22 protein-coding genes are annotated in these 26,039 nt (G+C 69.5%); 9 read left to right on the forward strand and 13 right to left on the reverse strand.

Annotation, left to right across the window (positions count from 1 at the left end; genetic code table 11):
* Window positions 1–28 precede the first annotated feature (28 nt).
* Entirely contained in the window at window positions 29–1,453 is a 1,425-nt protein-coding gene (sufB, locus tag ACFV9W_RS28405; protein ID WP_385766127.1) for a Fe-S cluster assembly protein SufB, read from the reverse strand.
* Window positions 1,450–2,172, reverse strand: coding sequence for a helix-turn-helix transcriptional regulator (locus ACFV9W_RS28410; RefSeq protein WP_385766130.1), 723 nt, complete (start codon window positions 2,170–2,172; stop codon window positions 1,450–1,452). The genes sufB and ACFV9W_RS28410 overlap by 4 nt, the downstream gene beginning before the upstream one ends.
* 206 nt (window positions 2,173–2,378) lie before the next feature.
* On the opposite strand from ACFV9W_RS28410, the gene ACFV9W_RS28415 reads away from it, so the two are divergent.
* The 4 genes from ACFV9W_RS28415 (at window position 2,379) to ACFV9W_RS28430 (ending at window position 6,539) form a co-directional block, all read left to right on the forward strand.
* Window positions 2,379–3,170 (forward strand): aminoglycoside N(3)-acetyltransferase, encoded by a 792-nt coding sequence (locus ACFV9W_RS28415; protein ID WP_385766132.1) that lies wholly within the window; start codon window positions 2,379–2,381, stop codon window positions 3,168–3,170.
* Between the two features lie 581 nt (window positions 3,171–3,751).
* A complete protein-coding gene (locus ACFV9W_RS28420) occupies window positions 3,752–4,675 on the forward strand; it encodes an ABC transporter ATP-binding protein (protein WP_385766135.1) in 924 nt (307 codons plus the stop codon).
* Window positions 4,672–5,460 (forward strand): ABC transporter permease, encoded by a 789-nt coding sequence (locus ACFV9W_RS28425; protein ID WP_385766137.1) that lies wholly within the window; start codon window positions 4,672–4,674, stop codon window positions 5,458–5,460. Before ACFV9W_RS28420 ends, ACFV9W_RS28425 begins: the two co-directional genes overlap by 4 nt.
* An 83-nt stretch (window positions 5,461–5,543) precedes the next feature.
* Complete coding sequence (locus ACFV9W_RS28430) at window positions 5,544–6,539, forward strand: heme A synthase (protein ID WP_385766140.1); 996 nt, start codon at window positions 5,544–5,546, stop codon at window positions 6,537–6,539.
* Between the two features lie 17 nt (window positions 6,540–6,556).
* Here the strand turns inward: ACFV9W_RS28430 and ACFV9W_RS28435 are convergent, their stop codons facing one another.
* The 3 genes from ACFV9W_RS28435 to ACFV9W_RS28445 all read right to left on the reverse strand — a co-directional run bounded on the left by ACFV9W_RS28435 (window position 6,557) and on the right by ACFV9W_RS28445 (window position 9,086).
* Window positions 6,557–7,651, reverse strand: a complete 1,095-nt coding sequence (locus ACFV9W_RS28435) for an amidohydrolase (RefSeq protein WP_385766143.1) — start codon at window positions 7,649–7,651, stop codon at window positions 6,557–6,559.
* 94 nt (window positions 7,652–7,745) lie between these two features.
* Window positions 7,746–8,081 (reverse strand): hypothetical protein, encoded by a 336-nt coding sequence (locus tag ACFV9W_RS28440; protein ID WP_385766146.1) that lies wholly within the window; start codon window positions 8,079–8,081, stop codon window positions 7,746–7,748.
* Window positions 8,082–8,174: 93 nt separating this feature from the next.
* Complete coding sequence (locus ACFV9W_RS28445) at window positions 8,175–9,086, reverse strand: heme o synthase (protein ID WP_385766187.1); 912 nt, start codon at window positions 9,084–9,086, stop codon at window positions 8,175–8,177.
* A 431-nt stretch (window positions 9,087–9,517) separates the two neighbouring features.
* Here ACFV9W_RS28445 and tkt point away from each other — a divergent pair, with 431 nt between their 5' ends.
* The 5 genes from tkt to pgl are packed head-to-tail and all read left to right on the forward strand — an operon-like array spanning window position 9,518 to window position 16,161.
* Window positions 9,518–11,605, forward strand: a complete 2,088-nt coding sequence (gene tkt, locus ACFV9W_RS28450; RefSeq protein WP_385766149.1) for a transketolase — start codon at window positions 9,518–9,520, stop codon at window positions 11,603–11,605.
* A gap of 34 nt (window positions 11,606–11,639) precedes the next feature.
* Window positions 11,640–12,758 carry a transaldolase gene (tal, locus tag ACFV9W_RS28455; RefSeq protein WP_385766151.1) on the forward strand — a complete coding sequence of 373 codons (1,119 nt, stop codon included), beginning with the start codon at window positions 11,640–11,642 and terminating at the stop codon, window positions 12,756–12,758.
* Between the two features lie 4 nt (window positions 12,759–12,762).
* Window positions 12,763–14,298, forward strand: coding sequence for a glucose-6-phosphate dehydrogenase (gene zwf / locus ACFV9W_RS28460; RefSeq protein ID WP_385766153.1), 1,536 nt, complete (start codon window positions 12,763–12,765; stop codon window positions 14,296–14,298).
* Window positions 14,295–15,371, forward strand: a complete 1,077-nt coding sequence (gene opcA / locus ACFV9W_RS28465) for a glucose-6-phosphate dehydrogenase assembly protein OpcA (protein ID WP_385766156.1) — start codon at window positions 14,295–14,297, stop codon at window positions 15,369–15,371. Before zwf ends, opcA begins: the two co-directional genes overlap by 4 nt.
* A 10-nt stretch (window positions 15,372–15,381) precedes the next feature.
* Window positions 15,382–16,161, forward strand: coding sequence for a 6-phosphogluconolactonase (pgl, locus tag ACFV9W_RS28470; RefSeq protein ID WP_385766159.1), 780 nt, complete (start codon window positions 15,382–15,384; stop codon window positions 16,159–16,161).
* 65 nt (window positions 16,162–16,226) lie between these two features.
* On the opposite strand, the gene ACFV9W_RS28475 is transcribed toward pgl, so the two are convergent.
* The 8 genes from ACFV9W_RS28475 to ACFV9W_RS28510 all read right to left on the reverse strand — a co-directional run bounded on the left by ACFV9W_RS28475 (window position 16,227) and on the right by ACFV9W_RS28510 (window position 25,862).
* Window positions 16,227–16,709: a DUF2087 domain-containing protein gene (locus ACFV9W_RS28475; RefSeq protein ID WP_385766162.1), complete on the reverse strand. Its 483-nt coding sequence runs from the start codon at window positions 16,707–16,709 to the stop codon at window positions 16,227–16,229.
* Window positions 16,710–16,781: 72 nt separating this feature from the next.
* Entirely contained in the window at window positions 16,782–18,437 is a 1,656-nt protein-coding gene (pgi, locus tag ACFV9W_RS28480; protein ID WP_385766165.1) for a glucose-6-phosphate isomerase, read from the reverse strand.
* Between the two features lie 157 nt (window positions 18,438–18,594).
* The gene (locus tag ACFV9W_RS28485) at window positions 18,595–18,930 is read right to left on the reverse strand and encodes an RNA polymerase-binding protein RbpA (protein WP_072483070.1); all 336 of its coding nucleotides are present in this window, start codon (window positions 18,928–18,930) and stop codon (window positions 18,595–18,597) included.
* Window positions 18,931–19,160: 230 nt separating this feature from the next.
* Entirely contained in the window at window positions 19,161–19,391 is a 231-nt protein-coding gene (secG, locus tag ACFV9W_RS28490) for a preprotein translocase subunit SecG (protein ID WP_189698983.1), read from the reverse strand.
* A gap of 131 nt (window positions 19,392–19,522) precedes the next feature.
* Window positions 19,523–20,311 carry a triose-phosphate isomerase gene (gene tpiA, locus ACFV9W_RS28495; RefSeq protein WP_385766168.1) on the reverse strand — a complete coding sequence of 263 codons (789 nt, stop codon included), beginning with the start codon at window positions 20,309–20,311 and terminating at the stop codon, window positions 19,523–19,525.
* Between the two features lie 6 nt (window positions 20,312–20,317).
* Entirely contained in the window at window positions 20,318–21,529 is a 1,212-nt protein-coding gene (locus ACFV9W_RS28500; RefSeq protein WP_385766171.1) for a phosphoglycerate kinase, read from the reverse strand.
* A gap of 168 nt (window positions 21,530–21,697) precedes the next feature.
* A complete protein-coding gene (gap, locus tag ACFV9W_RS28505; RefSeq protein WP_385766174.1) occupies window positions 21,698–22,708 on the reverse strand; it encodes a type I glyceraldehyde-3-phosphate dehydrogenase in 1,011 nt (336 codons plus the stop codon).
* 193 nt (window positions 22,709–22,901) lie between these two features.
* Window positions 22,902–25,862, reverse strand: a complete 2,961-nt coding sequence (locus ACFV9W_RS28510) for a M14 family zinc carboxypeptidase (RefSeq protein WP_385766177.1) — start codon at window positions 25,860–25,862, stop codon at window positions 22,902–22,904.
* Window positions 25,863–26,039: the final 177 nt, after the last annotated feature.

The raw sequence follows: 26,039 nt of genomic DNA on the forward strand, positions 1-26,039 counted from the left end.
AGCGGCGGTTGGCGACCCTGGAAGGGTCTTAACCGACCGCGCCCTCCATCTGGAGCTCGATCAGCCGGTTGAGCTCGAGCGCGTACTCCATGGGCAGCTCCTTCGCGATCGGCTCGACGAAGCCGCGCACGATCATCGCCATGGCCTCGAACTCGGAGAGACCGCGGCTCATGAGGTAGAAGAGCTGGTCCTCGGAGACCTTGGAGACGGTCGCCTCGTGGCCCATCGACACGTCGTCCTCGCGGACGTCCACGTACGGGTACGTGTCGGAGCGCGAGATCTGGTCGACGAGCAGGGCGTCACAGAGCACGTTCGACTTCGCGCCCGGGGCGCCCTCGCCGATCTCGATGAGGCCGCGGTAGGAGGTGCGGCCACCGCCGCGCGCGACGGACTTCGAGACGATGTTGGACGACGTGTTCGGCGCCATGTGGACCATCTTCGCGCCGGCGTCCTGGTGCTGGCCCTCGCCCGCGAAGGCGATGGACAGCGTCTCGCCCTTGGCGTGCTCGCCCATCAGGTAGACGGCCGGGTACTTCATGGTCACCTTGGAGCCGATGTTGCCGTCGACCCACTCCATGGTCGCGCCCTCGTAGGCGACGGCGCGCTTGGTGACCAGGTTGTAGACGTTGTTCGACCAGTTCTGGATGGTCGTGTAGCGGCAGCGCGCGCCCTTCTTGACGATGATCTCGACGACGGCGCTGTGCAGGGAGTCCGACTTGTAGATCGGGGCGGTACAGCCCTCTACGTAGTGCACGTAGGCGTCCTCATCGACAATGATGAGCGTCCGCTCGAACTGGCCCATGTTCTCCGTGTTGATACGGAAGTAGGCCTGGAGCGGGATCTCGACGTGCACGCCCTTCGGCACGTAGATGAAGGAGCCACCCGACCACACGGCGGTGTTCAGCGCGGCGAACTTGTTGTCGCCGGTCGGGATGACGGTCCCGAAGTACTCCTTGAAGAGCTCCGGGTGCTCCTTCAGGGCCGTGTCGGTGTCCATGAAGATGACACCCTGCTCCTCCAGGTCCTCACGGATCTGGTGGTACACGACCTCGGACTCGTACTGGGCCGCGACACCGGCGACGAGGCGCTGCTTCTCCGCCTCGGGGATGCCGAGCTTGTCGTACGTGGCCTTGATGTCCTCGGGCAGGTCCTCCCAGGACTCCGCCTGCTTCTCCGTGGAGCGCACGAAGTACTTGATGTTGTCGAAGTCGATGCCCGACAGGTCCGAGCCCCAGTTCGGCATGGGCTTCTTGCCGAACAGCTTCAGACCCTTGAGACGCAGCTTGGTCATCCACTCCGGCTCGGACTTCTTGGAGGAGATGTCCTTGACGACGTCCTCGTTGATGCCGCGCTTGGCAGAGGCACCGGCCTCGTCGGAGTCCGCCCAGCCGTATTCGTACTTGCCCAGGCCCTCGAGCTCAGGGTGGGCAGTCTCCTCGATGGGGAGAGTCATGCGGGGTTCCTCCCGGCCGTGCTTGCAGATGCGTTGGTGGTCGTGTTGGGGGTGTTCTTGGGGATGAACGTCGTGCAGACCCCGTCGCCGTGGGCGATGGTGGCCAGTCGCTGTACGTGGGTGCCCAGCAGCTGCGAGAACATTTCGGTCTCGGCCTCGCACAATTGCGGGAACTGCTCGGCCACGTGGGCGACTGGGCAGTGGTGCTGGCAGAGCTGCTCACCGACCGGTGCGCTACGCGCCGTAGCAGCGTACCCGTCCGCGCTCAAGGCCCTCGCCAGGGCCTGGGCGCGCTCTTCGGGGGCCGCCGCCTCGATCGCCGCCTTGTAGGGACCGGCCTGTGCGGCGATCCGCGCGCGGGCGAAGGAGACGAGGGCGTCGTCGCCGCCGGCCTGCTCCTTGATCCAGCGGAGCGCTTCCGCGGCGAGCTTGTCGTAGGACTGGTCGAAGGCGTCCCTGCCGCAGTCGGTCAGCGCGAAGGCCTTGGCGGGGCGGCCGCGGGTGCGGGCTCCGTAGACGCGCTGGTCCCTGGGCTCCACGACATTGTCGGCACCGAGTGCGTCGAGGTGGCGGCGGACGGCGGCCTGGGTGAGGCCGAGGCGTCCGGCGAGCTCGGCGACGGTGGACGGGCCGTGGTCCAGGATGGAGCGCGCGACCCGGTTGCGGGTGGACCGCTCCCCGGTCGTGAGCTCCTCTGGGGCCTCGCCGACGTTTTTCACAACACCATTGTTGCGTAATTCCTCAGACCCTGACAAGCGCGGCGGTGATCGCCCCACGGTGCCGTGCATCACTTAGGCGAACCTAAGTAGTGACACGCCGTGACCTGCGAAAACGATCTTTGATCGATCAGGGCGCGGTTGCGGCGACCTTCTGGTCCGGGCTCAATTCCATGGCGCCAGAAGCCCCTCACACGCACACTCGCCCCATGCCCACACCCTCTCCGACCGGCCCACTCGTCACCCGCGCGTCCCTCGCTTCGGACCTTCGTTCGCTCGGCGTCCGACCGGGCGACACCCTCCTCGTGCACACCTCGCTCAGCAGCCTCGGCTGGGTGAACGGCGGGGCGCCCGCGGTCGTCCAGGCCCTCCTCGACGCCCTCGGGCCGACCGGCACGCTCGTCGTCCCGACACAATCCGCCGACATCTCCGACCCGGCCGAGTGGAGCCGCCCGCCGGTCCCGAAGGAGTGGTGGGAGACGATCCGGACGACCATGCCCGCGTACGACCCGGCGATCACGCCCACGCGCGGCGTCGGCATCGTCCCGGAGACCGTGCGGACGTGGCCGGGCGCCCTGCGCAGCGCGCACCCGCAGACGTCCTTCGCAGCGCTCGGGCCACGCGCCGCCGAGGTGACCGAGGGGCACGCGGCCGACTGCCGGCTCGGCGAGCACAGCCCGCTGGCCCGCCTGGAGGAGCTGCACGCGCGCGTACTGCTCCTCGGCACCGGATACGAGGCGTGCACCGCCTTCCACCTGGCCGAGTACCGGGTGCCCGCCGGATACGAGGACGCCGGGCGGCCGGGTCCGCACGGCTGGCAGCACGTGCGCGAGGTGGCCATCGACAGCGACCGGTTCGCCGAGCTGGGCACCGCCTTCGAACGCGACACACCGATCTCCCACGGCCACGTCGGCGCAGCGAACACCCGCCTCTTCGCCCTCCGAACGGCCGTCACATACGCGGAACGGTGGCTCCGGACCCACCGCCCAGCCGCCGACTGACACGGGCGTGCCGCCCCCACCGAAGGGGCCACCCCGCCTTGGGCAAGCTGCCGCAGCGCGGCTCCCCACCCGAGACGGCGGGTGCCGCCCCCGCCTTGGGCAACCCCACCACGACTCCCCACCCGAGACGGCAAGGGCCGCCCCCGCCCCGGACAACCCACCGCCCACCACGACTCCCCACCCGAGACGGCAAGGACCGCCCCCGCCTTGGGCAATCTGCCGCAGCGCGGCTCCCCACCCGAGACGGCCGGGGCCGCCCCCGCCTTGGGCAATCTGCCGCAGCGCGGCTCCCCACCCGAGACGGCCGGGGCCGCCCCCGCCTTGGGCAACCCCACCACGGCTCCCCACCCGAGACGGCGAGGGCCGCCCCCCCGCCTTGGGCAATCTGCCGCCTTGGGCGGCAGGGTGGGCAAGGCGGCCCCCGGTGCCGCGCACCCATGACCACGGGGCGCCGACCGGCAAGAGCCCCAGCCACCGGTGCCGCGCTACGGAAACGACGGGGCCCGCCCCGGGTGAGCGGCACGGTGCCCCCCGGGACCCGGCCCCCCGCGGAGCGCGCCGCCTCCTTAGACTTGCGCACCATGCGAAGCGAGCCAGTCGTCCACATCACCGGTCTGGTGAAGCGGTACGGAACCAAGACCGCGGTCGACGGCCTCGACCTCACGGCGGCCCCCGGCATCACGGCCGTTCTCGGCCCCAACGGCGCCGGCAAGACCACCACCATCGAGACCTGCGAGGGCTACCGGAAGCCGGACTCCGGCACCGTCCGCGTCCTCGGCCTCGACCCGGTCAAGCAGGCCTCCGCACTGCGCCCCCGCATCGGCGTGATGCTCCAGTCCGGCGGCGTCTACTCCGGCGCCCGCGCCGACGAAATGCTCCGCCACATCGCCAAGCTGCACGCCCACCCGCTCGACGTGGACGCCCTCATCGAGCGCCTCGGCCTCGGCAGCTGCGGCCGCACCACCTACCGGCGCCTCTCCGGCGGCCAGCAGCAGCGCCTCGCGCTCGCGATGGCCGTGATCGGCCGCCCCGAACTGGTCTTCCTCGACGAGCCGACCGCCGGCCTCGACCCGCAGGCCCGGCACGCCACCTGGGACCTGGTCCGGGACCTGCGCGCCGACGGCGTCTCCGTCATCCTCACCACGCACTACATGGACGAGGCGGAGCAGCTCGCCGACGACGTCGCGATCGTCGACAACGGCAAGGTCATCACGCAGGGCTCCCCGGAGGAGCTGTGCAAGGGCGGCGCCGAGAACACCCTCCGCTTCTCCGGTCGGCCGGGCCTCGACGTGGCGTCGCTCCTCAAGGCCCTGCCCGCCGACGCCGCGGCCGCCGAGCTCACCCCCGGCTCGTACCGCGTGAGCGGCAAGGTCGACCCGCAGCTCCTCGCGACGGTCACCTCCTGGTGCGCCCAGCACGGCGTGATGCCGGACAAGATCTCCGTCGAGCGGCACACCCTCGAAGACGTATTCCTGGAACTGACCGGCAAGGAGCTGCGCGGATGAGCGCCACCGACATCGACCGCGGCCCCGGCACGTACGCCCCGAACCCCGGAGCCGCCCCGCTCCCCCGCATGATCGCGACGCAGGCCGCGCTCGAGACCAAGATGCTGCTGCGCAACGGCGAGCAGCTCCTGCTCACCGTCGTCATCCCGACCCTGCTGCTCGTCCTGTTCTCGGCCGTCGACATCGTCGACACGGGGTCCGGCAAGGCCGTCGACTTCCTCACCCCCGGCATCCTCGCGCTCGCCGTGATGTCCACGGCCTTCACGGGCCAGGCCATCGCCACCGGCTTCGAGCGCCGCTACGGGGTGCTGAAGCGGCTCGGCGCGTCCCCGCTCCCCCGCTGGGCGCTGATGACCGCGAAGACGCTCTCCGTCCTGGTCACGGAGATCCTCCAGGTCGTCCTCCTCACGGTCATCGCGTTCGCGCTCGGCTGGTCGCCGCACGGGAACCCGTTCGCCGTTCTGCTCCTCCTGGTGCTGGGCACGGCGGCGTTCTCCGGACTCGGCCTCCTCATGGCGGGCACGCTCAAGGCGGAGGCCACGCTCGCCGCGGCGAACCTGGTCTTCCTGCTCCTCCTCGTCGGCGGCGGCGTCATCGTGCCGCTCGACAAGTTCCCCGACGCCGCCCAGTCGGTCCTCGGCCTGCTGCCCATCTCGGCGCTCTCCGACGGCCTGCGGGACGTGCTGCAGCACGGCGCGGCGATGCCCTGGGGCGACCTGGGGATCCTCGCCGTGTGGGCGGTCGTGGGGCTCGGCGCGGCGGGCCGCTTCTTCCGCTGGGAGTAGAGAACGTAGTAACGGGCGTCACAGTTGGCCCAGTTACGTCCCCCTCGTGAAGCCGTGCACAAGCGGACGCCTACGATGGGCCCGTGCCAAAGCTGACCCCCACCGACGCCGCGCGGGCGCTGCGCAACCCGCTCGCCTTCATCGCCGAGTACTGGACCCCCACTCAGCGGACCGTCCAGCGCGCGGCCATGTCCGCCGTCGTCATGACGGTGCTCATCGTCTGCACCGGCGGCGCCGTGCGCCTGACGGGCTCGGGCCTCGGCTGCCCGACCTGGCCCAAGTGCACCGACCAGTCGCTGACCGCGACGAGCGAGATGGGCTTCCACGGAGCCATCGAGTTCGGCAACCGCATGCTCACGTACGTGCTGTGCGCCGCGGTGGGCTGGGCGATCATCGCCGCGCGTTCGCAGAAGCCGTGGCGGCGCACGGTGACCCGGCTCGGCTGGGCCCAGTTCTGGATCGTGATGGGCAACGCGGTGCTCGGCGGCATCGTCGTCCTGGTCGGCCTCAACCCGTACACGGTGGCCGCCCACTTCGTCCTGACGACCACCCTGCTCACCGTCGCCGTGGTGATGTGGCAGCGCACCCGCGAGGGCGACGCCGAGCCGCGTCCGCTGGTCGGCAAGGCCATCAAGCAGCTGGTGTGGGCCATGGTGGCGACGGCCGCGCTGCTGATCGTCGTCGGCACGGTGGTGACCGGCGCGGGCCCGCACGCGGGCGACTCCAGCGACGTGCACCGGATGCCGCTCGACTGGGAGATGGTGTCGAAGGTGCACGCGGTCCTCGCGTGGATCGTGGTGACGCTGACCTTCGCGCTGTGGTTCGTCCTGAAGGCGGTCGACGCCCCGAAGGGCCCGCTGCACCGCACCCGCGACCTGTTCCTGATCCTGCTCGCGCAGGGCGTCATCGGCTACGTCCAGTACTTCACGGACCTCCCCGAGGTCCTGGTCGGCCTGCACATGCTGGGCTCGGCGCTGGTGTGGATCGGGGTCCTGCGCGTGGTGCTCTCGCTGCGCGAACGCCCGGTGGCCGAGCCGGACCTCCCGTCCCAGTCGGGCCAGGAACTCTCGGCGGTCTGACACCCCCGCGTACGGGCTCAGCCGACGCCGAGCCCGTACACCCGCCGCGCCGTCCCCGACGCGATCATCCGGGCCACCCGCTGCGCGTCGCCCAGCGACCAGGCCCCGTCGGCGACCCACTCCCCGAGCACCCGCCCGAGCGCCTGCCGGAAGAGCCTCGCGCCCACCACGTGCAGCTCCGGCAGTCCCTGCGCGCCCGTCGAGAACAGCAGCTTCCCGAACGGCGCCAGCTCCAGGAACTCCGCGAGCAGCCCCGCCGCCCGCGCCCCCGTGCGGGCGAGCGCCGGGCCCAGGTCCGCGTAGACGTGCGGGAAGACGGCCGCCAGATGCGCCGTGTGCCGGTGGTACGGGTAGCCGTGCAGCAGCACCACGTCCGTGCCGAGCCCCGCCGTGGCGCGGGCGAACTCGGCGAGCACCGCCGGGTCCGTGGGGTCGAGGTGTCCCCAGCGCAGTTGCAGCGGCCGTCCCGAGGCGACCGCGATCCACAGCAGGTGCCGAAGCAGCACGGGGTCGGTGAGGGCGCCGCCGACCTGCCGCCCCGCCAGCCAGCGCGCCGCCGCTCCGCGCACCTCGCCGGGGCCCGGCGGCCGCGGGTCGAGCGCGAGCCCATGGCGTACGCCGGCGACCGAGGTGAAGGCGACCGCGCCGGAGGCCGCGGCGTGCACCGATTCGGCGAGGTTCGCGAGGAAGGACTCGACGGTCCCCGAGGTGTCCGCGACCTGCTCCGCGAGGAGTTCGAGGCGGACGATCTCGTGGGCCTCGCCGCGGGCGGCGGAGGCCATCTCGGCGGGCCCGGTCAGATCGTCCCGCTGCCCCGTGTCCACGAGATACGTGGTGATGCCGCTGCCGCGAAGGAGTCTGCGCCCCGCCTCGACGACGCCCAGTTCGCGGCGCCTCGCCAGATAGCGGGCGGGCGGGCAGTGCGGTTCCAGACCGAGCAGCGGCGGGCACCAGCGGCGCACCGCGAACCCGGTCTGGGTGTCGAAGAAGGTGGTGCCGGGGGCGGGCGGCCCCTCGCCCCGGCCGAGGTGGGCCTCGAAGGTGCCGAGGCCCAGCTCCGTACGCAGCACCCCGTGGCAGTACTGATCCACGAGGGACGGCGTTTCGAACATCCGGACTCCCCGTCTGTGGACCGTGTACCTACAGTCCTAACGGGTGAACAAGCGTCTGGTGTTGCTCGAATTCGGCCGGGCCCGCCCGCCGGGTTCAGCCGCCGAGCTGGATGCCCGCCATCCGCTTCCATTCGTACGGGCCCGTCTCGACCTTGGCCGCGAAGTCGCCGTCGAAGTCCTCGTGGACGGTGATGCCGGCCTTCTCGACGGCCTTCTGCGCGATCTCGTAGGTGCGGGCCACCACGTCGCCCCAGCCGCCGTCCTCGCCGACGAGCACGATCCGCGTGCCGTGCTCGCCGATGTACGCGAGCTGCCCCTCGGCGCCGCCGTGCGCCTTGGCGAACACGCCGATCTCCTTGGCCAGCTTGGCCGCGCGACGCTCGTCCTTGGCCGCCCCGCGGGGCGCCTCAACCGCTTGAGTCTCTGCCATGGACAGGATGCTACCGACGAGTAGCCAAACAAGCGACAAGTGGGGTACGTGGCCTGGGCCACGTACCCCACCAGGAAAGAGCAGAGAGCGCGATCAGCGCAAGAAGGGGTCCACCGCGATCGCCACGAACACCAGCGACACATAGGTGATCGACCAGTGGAACAGCCGCATCTCCTTGAGCTTCCCGCCCGTGACCTCGGCCTTGGCGCGGCTCTGCAGACCGTGCGCCTCCCACAGCCAGAAGCCGCCCGCGAGCAGCGCGACCGCCGTGTAGAACCAGCCCGTGTAGCCGAGCGGCTGGAGCAGCAGCGACACCGCCACCATCACCCAGCTGTAGGCGACGATCTGCTTGGCCACGACCTTGTTGGAGGCGAGGACCGGAAGCATCGGAACGCCCGCGCGCGCGTAGTCGTCCTTCACCTTCATGGAGAGCGGCCAGTAGTGCGGCGGCGTCCAGAAGAACATGACCCCGAAGAGGATGATCGGCGCCCACGACATGGAGTTCGTGACCGAGGACCAGCCGATGAGGACGGGCAGGCAGCCCGCGATACCGCCCCACACGATGTTCTGCGCGGTGCGGCGCTTCAGGATCATCGTGTAGACGACCACGTAGAAGAGCAGCGCGCCCAGCGACAGCCAGGCCGACAGCCAGTTCACCGCGAAGCCGAACAGCAGCGTCGAGATCACCGCGAGGGAGATGCCGAACACCAGGCACTCGGTGGGGCTGACCATGCCCGTGACCAGCGGACGCTGCGACGTGCGCTCCATGAGCGCGTCGATGTCGCGGTCGTACCACATGTTCAGGGCGTTGGCCCCGCCCGCGGACAGGTATCCGCCGAGGCAGGTGATGAGCACGAGCCAGAGGTCGGGCACACCTTGTTCGGCGAGGAACATCACCGGAACGGTGGTGATGAGGAGCAGCTCGATGATTCGCGGCTTGGTCAGCGCCACGAACGCCTTGATCCTGGCCCCGAACGGCCGCTGGCCCCGACTATTGCTCGTCAGCGCTCCCGCTGGACGGGATTCGACGGCCGTCACGCACACCCCTGACAGAGACTCCAGCGAGCCCCCGTTGCGGACCACTTGATGTGAAGTCCCGGTAAAGGCTCGCGCGTACCACGCCACTCTAGACGTTGCCCATACCCAGCCCTTCGTGGGGGTGGGTCGTGTTGGCCCGCATGCCGTAACGCCCCCACGCACCCCTCCTCGAGGGCCCCTCCGGATGAGCAATTCCGGCCACGGATGAGCCCCCATCTGAGCGGCCGCGTATTCACGTGTCGAATGCGCGTGGATCCGCGTCAGGAGGCGGATCCGACAGACTCCCGGCAGTCTGGAATGAGTCGAAAAAAAGCACGTTCCAGCGAGGGTAGGCTCGACAACGGCTGGTGACAGACGTCACCGGCAATGAGACATGTGGAGAGGAGCCCTGACCCAGGGTGAGCACCAAGCCGACCACCACAGACTTCGAGTGGACCGATGTGGACCAGCGGGCCGTCGACACCGCCCGCGTCCTGGCCGCCGACGCCGTACAGAAGGTCGGCAACGGCCATCCCGGTACGGCGATGAGCCTGGCCCCGGCCGCGTACACCCTCTTCCAGAAGGTGATGCGGCACGACCCGGCGGACGCCGACTGGGTCGGGCGGGACCGTTTCGTCCTGTCCGCGGGGCACTCGTCCCTGACCCTCTACATCCAGCTCTACCTGGCCGGCTTCGGCCTGGAGCTGGCGGACCTCGAGGCGTTCCGCACCTGGGGCTCCAAGACGCCGGGCCACCCGGAGTACGGGCACACCACCGGCGTGGAGACGACCACGGGCCCGCTGGGCCAGGGCGTCGCCAACGCGGTGGGCATGGCCATGGCCGCCCGCTACGAGCGCGGTCTCTTCGACCCCGAGGCCGCGGCGGGCGAGAGCCCGTTCGACCACTACGTCTTCGCCATCGCCGGTGACGGCTGCCTCCAGGAGGGCATCTCCGCGGAGGCCTCCTCCATGGCGGGCCACCAGCAGCTCGGCAACCTGGTCCTGCTGTGGGACGACAACCACATCTCGATCGAGGGCGACACCGAGACCGCCGTCTCCGAGGACACCTGCAAGCGCTACGAGGCGTACGGCTGGCACGTCCAGCGCGTGGAGCCGAAGGCGGACGGCGACCTGGACCCCGAGGCGATCTACAACGCCATCGAGGCCGCCAAGGCCGTCACCGACAAGCCGTCCTTCATCGCGCTGCGCTCGATCATCGCCTGGCCCGCCCCGAACGCGCAGAACACCGAGGCCGCGCACGGCTCGGCGCTCGGCGACGACGAGGTGGCCGCCACCAAGCGCGTCCTCGGCTTCGACCCGGAGAAGTCCTTCGACGTCTCCGACGAGGTCATCGGCCACACGCGCGGCGCCCTGGAGCGCGGCGCGCAGGCCAAGGCCGAGTGGGACAAGCAGTTCGCCGAGTGGCGCACCGCCAACCCGGAGCGCGCCGCCGAGTTCGACCGCATCAACGCGGGCGAGCTCCCCGAGGGCTGGGAGGAGAAGCTCCCCGTCTTCGAGACCGGCAAGGGTGTCGCCACCCGCGCCGCCTCCGGCAAGGTCCTCCAGGCGCTCGGCGGTGTGATCCCCGAGCTGTGGGGCGGCTCCGCCGACCTCGCGGGCTCGAACAACACGACGATCGACAAGACGTCGTCGTTCCTCCCCAAGGGCAACCCGCTGCCGGAGGCCGACCCGTACGGCCGCACGATCCACTTCGGCATCCGCGAGCACTCGATGGCCGCGGAGATGAACGGCATCGCGCTGCACGGCCACACGCGCATCTACGGCGGCACCTTCCTGGTGTTCTCCGACTACATGCGCAACGCGGTGCGCCTGTCCGCCCTGATGTCGCTGCCGGTCACCTACGTGTGGACGCACGACTCCGTCGGCCTCGGCGAGGACGGCCCGACGCACCAGCCGGTCGAGCACCTCGCCTCGCTGCGCGCCATCCCCGGCCTCAACGTCGTCCGCCCCGCGGACGCCAACGAGACGGCCATCGCCTGGCGCGAGATCCTCAAGCGCGGCAAGAAGGAGTACGGCGTCTCGCACCCGCACGGCCTGTCGCTGACCCGCCAGGGCGTGCCGACGTACGAGGCGAACGAGGACACCGTCAAGGGCGGCTACGTCCTGGTCGAGGCCTCCAAGGCGACGCCGGACCTGATCCTGATCGCCACCGGTTCCGAGGTGCACCTGGCCGTCGAGGCCCGTGAGCAGCTGGAGTCCGAGGGCATCGCCACCCGCGTCGTCTCGATGCCGTGTGTCGAGTGGTTCGACGAGCAGGAGCAGGGGTACCGGGACAGCGTCCTGCCGCCGTCGGTCAAGGCGCGCGTCGCGGTCGAGGCCGGGATCGGTCTGACCTGGCACCGCTTCGTCGGTGACGCAGGACGCATCGTTTCGCTGGAGCACTTCGGCGCGTCCGCCGACGGCAAGGTCCTCTTCAAGGAGTTCGGCTTCACGCCTGAGAACGTGGCCGCCAAGGCGAAGGAATCTCTCGCCGCGGCGCAGCGCTGACGCCTTCGTACACGACATAGGAGATGCAATTTCCATGACAGACGCACTGAAGCGCCTCTCCGAGGAAGGCGTCGCGATCTGGCTGGACGACCTGTCGCGCAAGCGGATCACGTCCGGCAACCTCGCCGAACTGATCGACGAGCAGCACGTCGTGGGCGTCACGACCAACCCTTCGATCTTCCAGAAGGCGATCTCGCAGGGCGACGGCTACGACCAGCAGCTCGCGGACCTCGCGGCCCGCAAGGTCACCGTCGAAGAGGCCATCCGCATGATCACGACGGCGGACGTCCGTGACGCCGCCGACATCCTGCGCCCGGTCTTCGACGCGACGGGCGGCCAGGACGGCCGTGTGTCGATCGAGGTCGACCCGCGCCTGGCGCACAACACCAAGGCGACGGTCGCCGAGGCCCGCCAGCTGGCGTGGCTGGTGGACCGGCCGAACACGCTGATCAAGATCCCGGCGACCAAGGCGGGCCTGCCCGCGATCACCGAGACGATCGGCAACGGCATCAGCGTCAACGTCACGCTGATCTTCTCCCTTGAGCGCTACCGCGAGGTCATGGACGCCTACCTCGCCGGCCTGGAGAAGGCCAAGGCGAAGGGCCTGGACCTGTCGACGATCCACTCGGTCGCCTCGTTCTTCGTGTCCCGCGTGGACGCCGAGATCGACAAGCGGATCGACGCGCTCGGCACGGACGACGCCAAGGCGGCGCGCGGCAAGGCCGCCCTCGCCAACGCGCGGCTCGCGTACGAGGCGTACGAAGAGGTGTTCGGCAGCGACCGCTGGGCCGCGCTCGACAAGGCGCAGGCCAACAAGCAGCGCCCGCTGTGGGCCTCGACGGGCGTCAAGGACAAGGCGTACAAGGACACCCTGTACGTCGACGACCTGGTCGCTCCCGGCACGGTGAACACCATGCCGGAGGCCACGCTGGAGGCGACCGCGGACCACGGCGAGATCAGCGGCAACACGATCGCGGGCACGTACGACCAGTCCCGCAAGGAGATCGAGGCCGTCGAGAAGCTGGGGATCTCGTACGACGAGGTCGTGCAGCTCCTGGAGGACGAGGGCGTCGAGAAGTTCGAGGCGTCCTGGAACGACCTGCTGAAGTCGACCGAGGCGGAGCTCAAGCGCCTCGCCCCCTCGGAGGGCTGATCCCTTGACCGCACACGGAGCGAACAGCAATCCGCTCCGTGACGCCGCCGACCGACGGCTCCCGCGTATCGCGGGGCCGTCGGGCCTGGTGATTTTCGGCGTTACGGGCGATTTGTCACGTAAGAAGCTGATGCCTGCGGTTTACGACCTCGCGAACCGGGGTCTGCTCCCGCCCGGCTTCTCGCTCATCGGGTTCGCCCGCCGCGAGTGGCAGGACGAGGACTTCGCGCAGGAGGTGCACGACGCGGTCAAGCAGCACGCGCGCACGCCGTTCCGCGAGGAGGTCTGGCAGCAGCTCATCCAGGGGATGCGCTTCGTCCAGGGCAACTTCGACGACGACGACGCGTTCGAGCAGCTCAAGGCGACCATCAACGACCTGGACAAGTCGCAGGGCACGGGCGGCAACTTCGCGTTCTACCTCTCGGTACCCCCCAAGTTCTTCCCGCAGGTCGTGCAGCAGCTCAAGAAGCACGGCCTGGCGGACGGTTCGAACGACTCCTGGCGGCGCGCCGTCATCGAGAAGCCCTTCGGTCACGACCTCGCCTCCGCCCAGGAGCTGAACGCGATCGTGCACGAGGTGTTCGACCCGGACCAGGTGTTCCGGATCGACCACTACCTCGGCAAGGAGACCGTCCAGAACATCCTGGCGCTCCGCTTCGCCAACCAGATGTTCGAGCCGATCTGGAACCGGTCCTACGTCGACCACATCCAGATCACGATGGCCGAGGACATCGGCATCGGCGGCCGTGCCGGCTACTACGACGGCATCGGCGCCGCGCGCGACGTGATCCAGAACCACCTCCTCCAGCTGATGGCGCTGACCGCGATGGAGGAGCCCGCCTCCTTCGACGCGGACGCGCTCGTCGCCGAGAAGGCGAAGGTGCTCGGCGCCGTGAAGCTGCCGAAGGACATCGGCCGCGACACGGTGTTCGCGCAGTACGCGGCCGGGTGGCAGGGCGGCGAGAAGGCCGTCGGCTACCTCCAGGAAGAGGGCATCGACCCCAAGTCGAAGACCGACACGTACGCGGCGATCAAGCTGGAGGTGGACAACCGCCGCTGGGCGGGCGTCCCGTTCTACCTCCGCACCGGCAAGCGCCTCGGCCGCCGCGTCACCGAGATCGCCGTCGTCTTCCAGCGCGCCCCGCACTCCCCCTTCGACCACACGGCGACGGAGGAGCTGGGCCAGAACGCGATCGTGATCCGCGTCCAGCCGGACGAGGGCATCACGGTCCGCTTCGGCTCGAAGGTGCCGGGCACGTCGATGGAGATCCGGGACGTCTCGATGGACTTCGCCTACGGCGAGTCCTTCACGGAGTCGAGCCCCGAGGCGTACGAGCGGCTCATCCTGGACGTCCTGCTGGGCGACGCCAACCTCTTCCCGCGCACCGAGGAGGTCGAGCTGTCCTGGAACATCCTCGACCCGATCGAGCAGTACTGGGACAAGCACGGCAAGCCCGCGCAGTACCCGTCCGGCACGTGGGGGCCCGCCGAGGCGGACGAAATGCTCGCACGAGACGGACGGAGCTGGCGCCGGCCATGAAGATCGATCTCACGGACACCACCTCCAGCAAGATCAACAAGGCGCTCGTCAAGGGCCGCCGCGCCATCGGCACACCCGCCGTCGGCATGGTGCTCACCCTCGTCATCGTCACCGACGAGGAGAACGCCTACGACGCCCTGAAGGCCGCCAACGAGGCCTCGCGCGAGCACCCCTCGCGCACCCTCGTGGTCATCAAGCGCGTCTCGCGCTCCCCCCGCGACCGCACCAAGTCCCGGCTCGACGCCGAGGTGCGGGTGGGCGCGGAGGCGGGCACGGGCGAGACCGTCGTCCTGCGCCTGTACGGCGAGGTCGTCAACCACGCCCAGTCCGTCGTGCTCCCGCTGCTCCTCCCGGACGCCCCCACGGTCGTCTGGTGGCCCGTGGACGCGCCCCTGGACCCCGCGAACGACCCGCTCGGCGCGCTGGGCCAGCGCCGCGTCACCGACACGTACGCGGCCGAGCAGCCGGTGCACGAGCTGGAGGCCAGGGCCGAGTCCTACGCCCCCGGCGACACCGACCTGTCGTGGACCCGGATCACGCCGTGGCGCTCGATGCTGGCCGCCGCGCTCGACCAGGTGACCTGCGACGTCACCTCGGTCGAGGTCGAGGGCGAGGAGTTCAACCCGAGCTGCGAGCTGCTCGCGATGTGGCTCGCGGACCGGCTCGACGTCCCGGTGCGGCGCAGCCTGTCGGCGGGCCCGGGGCTCACCGGCGTACGCATGGAGTCCACCTGCGGCCCGATCGTCCTCGACCGGGCCGACGGCACGCTCGCCACCCTCTCCATCCAGGGCCAGCCGGACCGTGCGGTCGCGCTCAAGCGCCGCGAGACGTCCGAGCTGATCGCGGAGGAGCTGCGCCGGCTCGACCCGGACGACACCTACGCGGCCGCGCTGCGGTTCGGCGTGGACCGTCTCGGCGAGCCCGAGGACCAGAAGACGGTGCCGGACTCGGTGTCGTCGGCGGCCTCGGCCGCGCCCGCGGCGGCGCCCGCCCAGAAGGCGGCCGCGAAGAAGGCACCGGCCAAGAAGGCCCCTGCCAAAAAGGCTCCGGCCAAGAAGGCAACGACGAAGTGAGCGCAGACAAGTGAGTGCAGCACCCCAACTCGTCGTCCACCGCGACAAGGAGCTGATGGCGCAGGCGGCCGCGGCCCGGCTGATCACCAAGATCGTCGACGCCCAGTCCGCCCGCGGCTCCGCCTCCGTCGTCCTGACGGGCGGCCGCAACGGCAACGGCCTGCTGGCCGCGCTGAAGGCGGCCCCCGCGCGGGACGCGATCGACTGGGGCCGTCTCGACCTGTGGTGGGGCGACGAGCGTTTCCTGCCGGACGGCGACCCCGAGCGCAACTACACGCAGGCGAAGGAGGCGCTCCTCGACTCCGTGCCGCTCGACCCCGCGCGCGTGCACCCCATGCCCGCGTCGGACGGCCCCTTCGAGGCGGACGCCGCGGCCGAGGCGTACGCGGCCGAGCTCGCGAACGCCGCGGGACCCGAGGACCACGGCCCCGTGCCGACCTTCGACGTCCTGATGCTCGGCGTGGGCCCCGACACGCACGTCGCGTCGCTCTTCCCTGAGCTTCCGGCGGTCCGTGAGACGGAGCGCACGGTCGTCGGCGTGCACGGCGCCCCCAAGCCGCCGCCCACCCGCACCACGCTCACGCTCCCGGCGATCCGGGCCGCGCGCGAGGTGTGGCTGCTCGCCGCCGGCGAGGACAAGGCGAAGGCCGCCGCCATCGCGCTGTCCGGCGCGGGCGAGATCCAGGCCCCGGCGGCGGGCGCGTACGGCCGCTCGCGCACGCTGTGGCTGCTCGACGCGGCCGCCGCTTCGCAACTGCCGCCGGACCTGTATCCGCCGGCCGTCGCGTAACGACGCCCTACGTAGACGACGCCCTACGTAGACGCCACGGCCCCACTTCTTTAAGAAGTGGGGCCTTACGCGTGCTGCGGCACCCGGTAGTCCGAGCCGTCCTTCTCGCGTACGAGGAGGCCGTCGATGACGCAGTAGCGGCGCAGCGCGGCCGTGTCGTCGTGGACCGTGCGCAGCGCCTCGTTGACCTCGCGCTCGCTGTACGTGCGCTCGGCGTCGAAGAGGGTGCCCGTGAGGTGCACGAGGAGGTCGTGGCGGACGGTCGGGCGTACCGGTATGGCGGTGAGGCGGCCCCGGGAGAAGAACCCGGTGAGGTGGCGCGGGACCCCCGAGGCGGGCTCGGCGGCCCGGTGGTGGCGGAAGATCTCGGGCCCGGCCCGCAGCGAGCCGTCGTCGAGGCGCTGGACGAGCCCCGCGGCGATCAGCTTGCCGAGGTGCTTGCGGGCCAGTGGAGAGTCGGCCTCGCGGGGCGGCAGGTCGTCGAGGACGATGCGCGCGTAGAGCCTGAGTCGATCGGGGTCGGCGAGCGCCGACATGAGCTGGTCCACAGGGTGCCTCCCGGCAGGGTCACGGACGGGCAGTCTCGCCCGCCGGAAGGGCTTCGCGCACCCCAATAATCGTTAACGTCCCCGCAGCTCCCGGTACTTCGCGACCAGCGCCTTCGTCGACTCGTCGAGCCCCGGCACCTGTGCGCCCTCGGTGAGCGCGGGCTCCACGCGCTTGGCGAGCACCTTGCCGAGCTCGACGCCCCACTGGTCGAACGAGTCGATGTTCCAGATGGCGCCCTGCACGAACACCTTGTGCTCGTAGAGGGCGACCAACTGCCCGAGCACGGACGGCGTGAGGTCCTTCGCGAGGATCGTGGTCGTCGGGTGGTTGCCCTTGAACGTCTTGTGCGGCACCAGCTCCTCCGGCACCCCCTCGGCGCGCACCTCGTCCGGCGTCTTGCCGAACGCCAGCGCCTGGGTCTGCGCGAAGAAGTTGGCCATCAGGAGGTCGTGCTGGGCGACGAGTCCCGGCAGCAGATCGGCGACGGGCTCGGCGAAGCCGATGAAGTCCGCCGGGATCAACTTCGTTCCCTGATGGATGAGTTGGTAGTAGGCGTGCTGCCCGTTCGTGCCCGGCGTGCCCCACACGACGGGTCCGGTCTGCCAGCGGACCTCCTCGCCGTTGCGTTGCACGTACTTGCCGTTGGACTCCATGTCGAGCTGCTGGAGATACGCCGTGAACTTGGAGAGGTAGTGCGAGTACGGCAGCACCGCGTGCGACTGCGCGTCGTGGAAGTTGCCGTACCAGATGCCCAACAGGCCCATCAGCAAAGGCACGTTGGACTCGGCGGGCGCGGTGCGGAAGTGCTCGTCGACGAGGTGGAAGCCGTCGAGCATCTCGCGGAACGCACCGGGCCCGATCGCGATCATCAGCGCGAGGCCGATCGCGGAGTCGTACGAATAGCGTCCGCCGACCCAGTCCCAGAACTCGAACATGTTGTCCGTGTCGATGCCGAACTCCGACACCTTCTCGGCGTTCGTCGACAGCGCCACGAAGTGCTTGGCGACGGCTTCCTGACCGGCCCTCAGTTCGGTGAGCAGCCAGTTGCGCGCGGACGTCGCGTTGGTGATCGTCTCGATCGTGGTGAAGGTCTTCGAGGCGATGACGAACAGCGTCTCGGCCGGGTCCAGGTCCCGTACGGCCTCGTGCAGGTCGGCCCCGTCGACGTTCGACACGAAGCGGACGGTGAGCCCGCGGTCGGTGAAGGAGCGCAGCACCTCGTACGCCATCGCGGGGCCGAGGTCGGAGCCGCCGATGCCGATGTTGACGACGTTCCTGATCCGCTTGCCGGTGTGCCCGGTCCACTCCCCCGCCCTGACGCGGTCGGCGAAGGCGGCCATCTTGTCGAGGACGGCGTGCACACCCGGCACCACGTTCTCGCCGTCGACCTCGATCACCGCGTCGCGCGGGGCGCGCAGCGCGGTGTGCAGGACGGCCCGGTCCTCGGTCGTGTTGATCCTGTCGCCGCGGAACATGGCGTCGCGCAGGCCGAACACGTCGGTCGCGGCGGCCAGCTCGCGCAGCAGCCGCAGCGTCTCCTCCGTGACGAGGTGCTTCGAGTAGTCGATGTGCAGGTCACCGACGCGCAGCGTCCAGTCGGACCCGCGCGCGGGATCGGCCTCGAACAATTCCCGCAGCCGCACGTCGCCCAGCTGCTGCCGGTGCTTGACGAGCGCCTGCCATTCGGGCGTCTGGGTGAGTGCTGCCTGCTTGTCGGACGCGTTCATCTCGAAGTTCAGCCTTCTCTCGTACCTGGGTACGTACGGTGCCCGCTGCTCCCGTCCAACCTAATTGATCAGGGTGAATCGGGCCTTTCCGTGGCCACACGAAAGAGGTACGAGAAAGGGCCGGGCACCTTCTCAGGTGACCGGCCCATTCGGTGGGTCAGATCTCGCCCCGCAGTTTCGCGAGCGCCTCGGCAAGGATCGCCTCGCCGTCCGCGTCGCTGCGCCGCTCCCGCACGTAGGCCAGATGCGTCTTGTACGGCTCCGTACGCGGCGGGTCCGGCGGGCTGTCCCGGTCCTGCCCGGCCGGGAAGCCGCAGCGCGGACAGTCCCAGGTCTCCGGCACCTGCGCGTCGGAGGCGAAGCTCGGCTGCGTCTCGTGCCCGTTCGAGCACCAGAAGGAGATGCGCAGGCGCGGCGCGGACTCGCCGCGCTCGGCCTCGCCCATCGGCCCCGCCCCGACCCGACTTCCTCGGATCGCGTTGCCACTTGCCACGGTCGTAACTCCCTGCGTGATGGTGCCGCGAAGCGTGTCGGCGTATCAGCTTCGCCGCGGAGCGCCTCAGTCTACGTAAGGCCCAACGCGCGTCCAGTGCTTGGAGTTACATCGCTCCCCAGACGCAAGCCCCATGATAGGCCGCGTTGTTGAGCGCGTACCGAACATGGGGCTTTACGTGGGAGATATGCGGTTGTGGCGGGCCGGCCCGCCGGAGCGGCGCCCGAAAGTCAGTTGTTGATCTTCATCAGAATGCCGAGCACCACGATGCACGCGAACCACAGGAGACCGACCACGACCGTGATCCGGTCGAGGTTCCGCTCGGCGACCGAGGAGCCGCCGACGGAGGACTGCATGCCGCCACCGAACATGTCGGAGAGGCCGCCACCCTTTCCCTTGTGCATGAGCACCAGGAGCATCAGCAGCAGGCTGAAGACGATCAGGGCGATCGAGAACCCCATAACCACGGCTGGACCAACTTCCTCGGACTTATATGTCGGACTTGCTTGGACGACGGGGCCGAAGCCCGGTAAAGAGCCTCGGCCCCGCAAGGGTACGACGTATGGCGCCTAGCGCCTACTCGCTGCCCGTGTCACTGCTCGTGGAAGCGAACGATCTTGACGAACTCGTCCGCGTCCAGCGAGGCGCCGCCGATCAGCGCGCCGTCGATGTCCGGCTTGGACATGATCTCCGCGACGTTCCCGGACTTCACCGAGCCGCCGTACTGGATGCGGATCTTGTCGGCGACGTCCTGCGAGTACAGCTCGGCGAGCTTGCCGCGAATGGCCCCGCAGACTTCCTGCGCGTCGTCGGCGCCGCACACCTTGCCGGTGCCGATGGCCCACACGGGCTCGTACGCGATGACGATGGTCTCGGCCTGCTCGGCGGGCAGGTCCTTGAGGCCGCCCTCGACCTGGGCGAGCGTGTGGGAGACGTGGTCGCCCGCCTCGCGGACGTCCAGCTCCTCACCGACGCACAGGATCGGCGTGAGGCCGTGCTTGTACGCGGCCTTCACCTTGCCGTTGACGATCTCGTCGGTCTCGTCGTGGTACTGCCGGCGCTCCGAGTGGCCGATCGCCACGAAGGTGCACTTCAGCTTGGCGAGCATCGGGCCCGAGATCTCGCCGGTGTACGCGCCGGAGTCGTGCGCCGACACGTCCTGGGCGCCGTACTTGATCTTCAGCTTGTCGCCGTCGACCAGCGTCTGCACGGAGCGCAGGTCGGTGAACGGCGGCAGGACGGCGACCTCGACGGCGTCGTAGTCCTTGTCCGCGAGAGCGAAAGCGAGCTTCTGGACGTGCGCGATGGCCTCGAGGTGGTTGAGGTTCATCTTCCAGTTGCCCGCCATCAGCGGCGTGCGGCCCTGTACGGGAGCAGTCATGCGGGGTCAGTCCTCCAGTGCGGCGAGACCGGGCAGCGTCTTGCCCTCGAGGTACTCGAGGGAGGCGCCACCGCCGGTCGAGATGTGGCCGAATGCCTTCTCGTCGAAGCCCAGGGTACGGACCGCGGCGGCGGAGTCTCCGCCGCCCACCACGGTGAAGCCGGGAGCGTCGATGAGGGCCTGGGCGACCGCCTTGGTGCCCTCGGCGTAGTCGGGGTGCTCGAAGACGCCCATCGGGCCGTTCCAGAACACGGTCTCGGCGTCGGCGAGCTTCGAGGCGTACAGCTTGCGGGTCTGAGGACCGATGTCCAGGCCCTCCTGGTCGGCCGGGATGGCGTCCGCGGCGACGGTCGAGGGGTTGGCCGGGGTCTTGCCCTTGAGGTCGGGGAACTCCGCCGAGACCAGGACGTCGACCGGGAGGACGAGCTCCACGCCGTTCTTCTCGGCGCGCTCCATGTACTCCGTGACGGTCGGGATCTGGTCCTCCTGGAGGAGCGAGATGCCGACCTCGTAGCCCTTGGCCTTGAGGAAGGTGTACGCCATGCCGCCGCCGATGAGCAGGCGGTCGGCCTTGCCGAGCAGCTGGTCGATGACGGCCAGCTTGTCGGAGACCTTGGCGCCGCCGAGCGCGACCACGTAGGGGCGCTTGACGTCGTCGGTGAGCTTCTTGAGGACGCCGACCTCGGTGGCGATGAGGTAGCCGGCGTAGTGCGGAAGCCGCTTCGGCAGGTCGTACACGGAGGCGTGCTTGCGGTGCACGGCGCCGAAGCCGTCGCCCACGTAGACGTCGGCGAGGTTCGCGAGCTGCTCGGCGAAGTCGCCGCGCTCGGCGTCGTCCTTGCTGGTCTCGCCGGCGTTGAAGCGCAGGTTCTCGATGACGGCGACCTGGCCGGGCTCCAGGCCGTCCACGGCCTCGTTGGCCGCGGGGCCGACCGTGTCCTGGGCGAACGCGACCGGCTTGCCGAGCAGCTCGCCGAGGCGCTCGGCCGCGGGCAGCAGGGAGAACTGCGGGTCCGGGGCGCCCTTGGGACGGCCGAGGTGGGAGGCGACGATCACCTTGGCGCCGGCGCCGGCCAGGGCCTGCACGGTGGGCAGGACGGCGCGGATGCGACCGTCGTCGGTGATGACGCCGTCGGCCAGCGGCACGTTGAGGTCGGCGCGGACGAACACCCGCTTCCCGTCGACCCCTTCGGCGAGAAGTTCCTCGATCGTCTTCATGGATGGGCTCCTTGAGAGGGCTGGTCGTGCACGTTCTTGAGATGGGCGGCCTTGAAGGCTGAACCGTGGCGGCTGACGCGCGAAGGGTCCGGACTGTCGCGCGGCATCGCGCGGGTCCGGACCCTTCGCTCACATCTGAGTGCCTTGCTGCTCCAGAACCTTAGAGGTTCAGAGCTGGCCGCCGACGAAGACCGTGAGGTCGACGAGACGGTTGGAGTAGCCCCACTCGTTGTCGTACCAGCCGAGGATCTTCACCGTCTTGCCCTCCTGGACCATCGTCAGGGAGGAGTCGAAGGTGCAGGAGGCCGGGTCGCTGACGATGTCCGAGGACACGATCGGGTCCTCGGTGTAGTACAGGATGCCCTTGAGGGCGCCGTCGTCGGCGGCCTTCTTGAACGCGGCGTTGACCTCGTCCTTGGTGACCTCGCGCTGCAGGTCGACGACCAGGTCGGTGGCCGATCCGGTCGGGACCGGGACGCGCATCGCGATGCCGTCGAGCTTGCCCTTGAGCTGCGGCAGGACCAGGGCGGTGGCCTTGGCGGCGCCCGTCGTGGTCGGGATGATGTTCTCCGCGGCGGCCCGCGCGCGGCGCAGGTCGCTGTGCGGGAAGTCCAGGATGCGCTGGTCGTTCGTGTACGCGTGAACCGTCGTCATGAGGCCCTTGACGATGCCGAAGTTCTCGTCGAGAACCTTCGCCATCGGCGCCACGCAGTTGGTGGTGCAGGACGCGTTCGAGATGACGTGGTGGTTCGCCGGGTCGTACTGGTCCTGGTTGACGCCCATCACGATGGTGATGTCCTCGTCCTTGGCCGGAGCCGAGATGAGGACCTTCTTGGCGCCGCCCGCGATGTGCTTCTCGGCGTCGGCCTTCTTCGTGAAGATGCCGGTGGACTCGACCACGACGTCGACGCCCAGCTGACCCCACGGGATGTCGGCGGGGTTGCGCTCGGACAGCACCTTGATGGTGTGTCCGTCGACCGTGATGGTGTCCTCGGTGTGCGACACGTCGGCCTTGAGGCGGCCCAGGATGGTGTCGTACTTCAGAAGGTGTGCGGTGGTCGCGGTGTCACCCAGGTCGTTGACAGCCACGATCTCGATGTCTGCACCCTGCTCAAGGAGGGCGCGGAAATAATTGCGACCGATGCGGCCAAAGCCGTTGATGCCTACGCGGATCGTCACGAACCGATCTCCTCGTTGGTACGCCGGAGTATCGACGCCGGCGAGATTTATTTGGGATGTCCCCGACCGCCTCCGACCCTACCTCCCATAAAGGCTTGGGGTGACATCGAGCGACTCTATGGAGGACACAGCGGCCCGTACTCGTGAGTAACGTACGGGCCGCTGTGTATTTCACGGGTAATTCAGACCCCGATCACTCGCTAATTGAGCGCAGGGCCTTTCGGATGAGCGCATTTCTGTCGGCGGGCGCGGTGACATGTTCCAGGCCGAATCCGAGCAGCACCGTGTCGGGGGTGCGGATCGCGCCGTACGTCGTGAACAGGTCCTTGGCGAGTGCCCAGTCCTTCACGGCGGGCGGGCTGCCCGCGGGCGGCCCGGGCACCTTCCAGACGCCCAGCGACGCCTCGAAGTCCTCGGTCTGGGTGGCCTGTCCCCCGATGACCACGGAGGCGTTGTCGGCGCGCACGCCCTCGCCTCCGGTGCCGGGGTCGCTCACGTAGCTGAGGGACACCTCGACGGTCCTCCCGGCGTAGGCGCTCAGGTCGTACGTGACCGTCTTCCAGTCGTCCGAGGAGCCGGTGAGGCTGTTCCACTGGCCCGAGGTGCCGGTGTTGCCGCAGGCGGCGCCGTCCGGCGTGAGATAGCGGGTGAGCGCCGGATGGTCCTGGATGAAGAATCCGGCCTCGCACTCGGTGGGCACCTTGTTCGACGTGTAGCCGTCCCTGTCGGGCAGCGTCGTCCAGTCCTCCTGGCCGGCCGTGTGCGCCTCCAGGATCGCGTGGTCGTAGCCCGGCTCGGTGTCCCACAGTAGTTGCATCCGCAGCATGGGCTGCTGGGCCGCGGTGACCTGGCTGAGGTCGATCGTGCGGGTCAGACGCTTGTAGGCGTCGTCCGTGTGGAGGGCGGCCGCCATGCCCGCGCCCTCGTACTGGCCCGCTCCCGCGCTGGTGAACTTCGGCAGCGTGGCGGAGGTCGCCTCGTACAGGCCCGCGCCGTTCAGCGGGTTGCCGGGGGCGTCCTTGAGGCTCGCGGCGATCCCGTCGAGGGCACCGGAGCCGTCGAAGCGGGTCGCCACGGGAGAGGCCGTGCGCGAGTAGGCGCCCAGGTAGTACTGGCTGAAGTCGTTCGTCGTGGTGTCGCCGATGTCGACGGAGCCGCCCGCCTTCTCGCCGGCCTCGACGAGCTTGCCGCCCTCGTTCAGGTAGTCGCGGATGGCGAGTTGGGTGGCGAGGGCAGGGCGGTCGGCGCTCGTGTAGTGGACGACCGCCTTGAAGTGGCCGAGGACCGCGAGCGGGTCGGGAGCGCCCTGCTTCGCGACGTTCCAGACGACCGGGGAGCGGCCCGCCTCCTTGAGCGCGGCCACGTAGGCGCCCGTCTGCACACCCGCGGCGTCGTTCTCCGCGACGACCAGAGTGTCACCCTTGTCGCGCGGCGCGACGGTGTAGGTGAACGGTTCGCTGCTTGTGCGCTTTCCGGATTTCGTCCGTCCCGTGAACCACACCTCTACCTTGTCGCCCGCATCCGCGTCCTCGACCTTCGCCCGATAGGCGTCGAAGTGCAGATTGTCATCGCCTCCGTAGGTCTCGCCGCCCTTCCAGGCGCGCAATTCCTCGTCGTGCGAACGGCCGCCATTGATGCGGTAGTTCAGCTCCTTGTCACGAACCGACTTCCGGGCGATCACGGAGACTTCCTGGTCACCACCGCGGGCGTACGAAGTCGTGAACTTCGCCGGGGTGAAGTCGGCAGCCTCGAGACCGACCGCGGACGAGGGCTGGTCCGGGTGCAGGGCGGTCTCGGCGAGCGACGTCGCGAAGGGGATGTTCTTCGCGAACTCGGCCTGGATGAGCTTCTCGTCGTCCGGGAACGTGAAGATCGACGCGCAGTCGCCGGGCTTCCAGGCGTCGTTGGGGTCGACGTTCGACGCGGTCTGGCAGGTGCTCATCTCGGGGGTGAACAGCGAGACGCCGTTCACGTTCGCCGCGTGCCCGTCGGCCTCGCCGTTCGTCGTGTACAGCTCCGAGGAGACCTGCGGGTGGTAACCGGGGATCGCGGACTTCTCCGGGGTGCCGGCGAGCGCCTCGTAGAGGACGTCGTCCGGGGTCGGCGTGGCGACCTGCCAGCCCACTCCGTAGAGCAGCAGTTCGGCGGCGGAGTGGTAGTTGATGCCGTACTCGAAGCCGATGCGCTTCTGGAAGGCGTCGATGGCCTTGGTCTCGGGCTCGGAGCCCGGGCTCGCGCCGCGGTAGGTCTGGTTGGCGGGGTCGGGTGACGAACCCTCGTCGTCGTAGCCCCACTTGTAGGCGAAGTTGCGGTTGAGGTCGACGCCGTCGCCGGTCGTGTACTTGCCGTCGCCGTTGTTGTCGCGCATGTTCTTGCGCCACTGGCGGTTGGCCGCGTCCTTGAACGTCCAGTCGTAGCCGTCGGGGTTCGCGGAGAGGACGAACCACATCTCCGTGGAGTCGACGAGCTTCTTGACGCGCGCGTCCTTGGAGTAGTTGTCCACGTAGTGGTGCATCAGGCGGCGGGTCATCTCCGGGGTGATCCACTCGCGCGCGTGCTGGTTCGACATGTAGAGCACGGACGGCTTCGCGCCGTCCTTGGTCTTCTTCGCGTTCTTGCTGAGCTTGAGCGCGAGGATGTCCTGGCCCTGGACCGTCTTGCCGATGGAGACGACCTTGGTGAGGTCGGGATTCTGCTGGCCGGTACGGAGGATCTCCTCCTGGAGGCCGCCCTTGCCGCTGTACGGGCGGAAGACGCCGTCGCCCGCCGCCTTCACGCGGGCCGCGGCCGCGCTGCTCAGCTTGTGCTCGGTGACCTCGACGCCCTTCTTGCGAAGGCCGTCGGCCTGCTTGTCGGTGAGGTAGACCTCGACCTTCGCGGTGCCCTTGTCGGGCGCCTGCTCGCTGAGTTCGTGGCCGTCCTGGCCGGCCTGGAGGAGCAGCGGTATCTGCTCCTTCGACACCTCGGCGCGGAACACCTTGATGGCGTCCGCGCCTTGACCGCTCTTCGCCGGATCGTCGTCCGCGTGGGCGACGGGCGCCAGTGCGGCGCCTCCCACCCCCAGGACCAGCGCTCCGACAGCGAGGATCGATCTCGCCCGTCGTCCCGCTCCGGGTCCCGTCCGTTCCGTTCTTCGTCCCACACTTCGTCGCATGAGCCCCCCTTGCAGTTGTCTGCCACGGTTGTGGCGCGATGCCGCAGAAGCGAACAAGCGCCAGAATCGTGACCGTCCATGGTCAAGTCAAGGGGGCCTCAACTCCCGTTCACGGACGTGGAAAAGCCGGTGGCGGGGGGCCCCCCGCCGGGGGCCCCCCCCCCCAGACACAAAAAC

The organism is Streptomyces sp. NPDC059897 (assembly GCF_042730865.1).
In the GTDB taxonomy this organism is placed as follows: domain Bacteria; phylum Actinomycetota; class Actinomycetes; order Streptomycetales; family Streptomycetaceae; genus Streptomyces.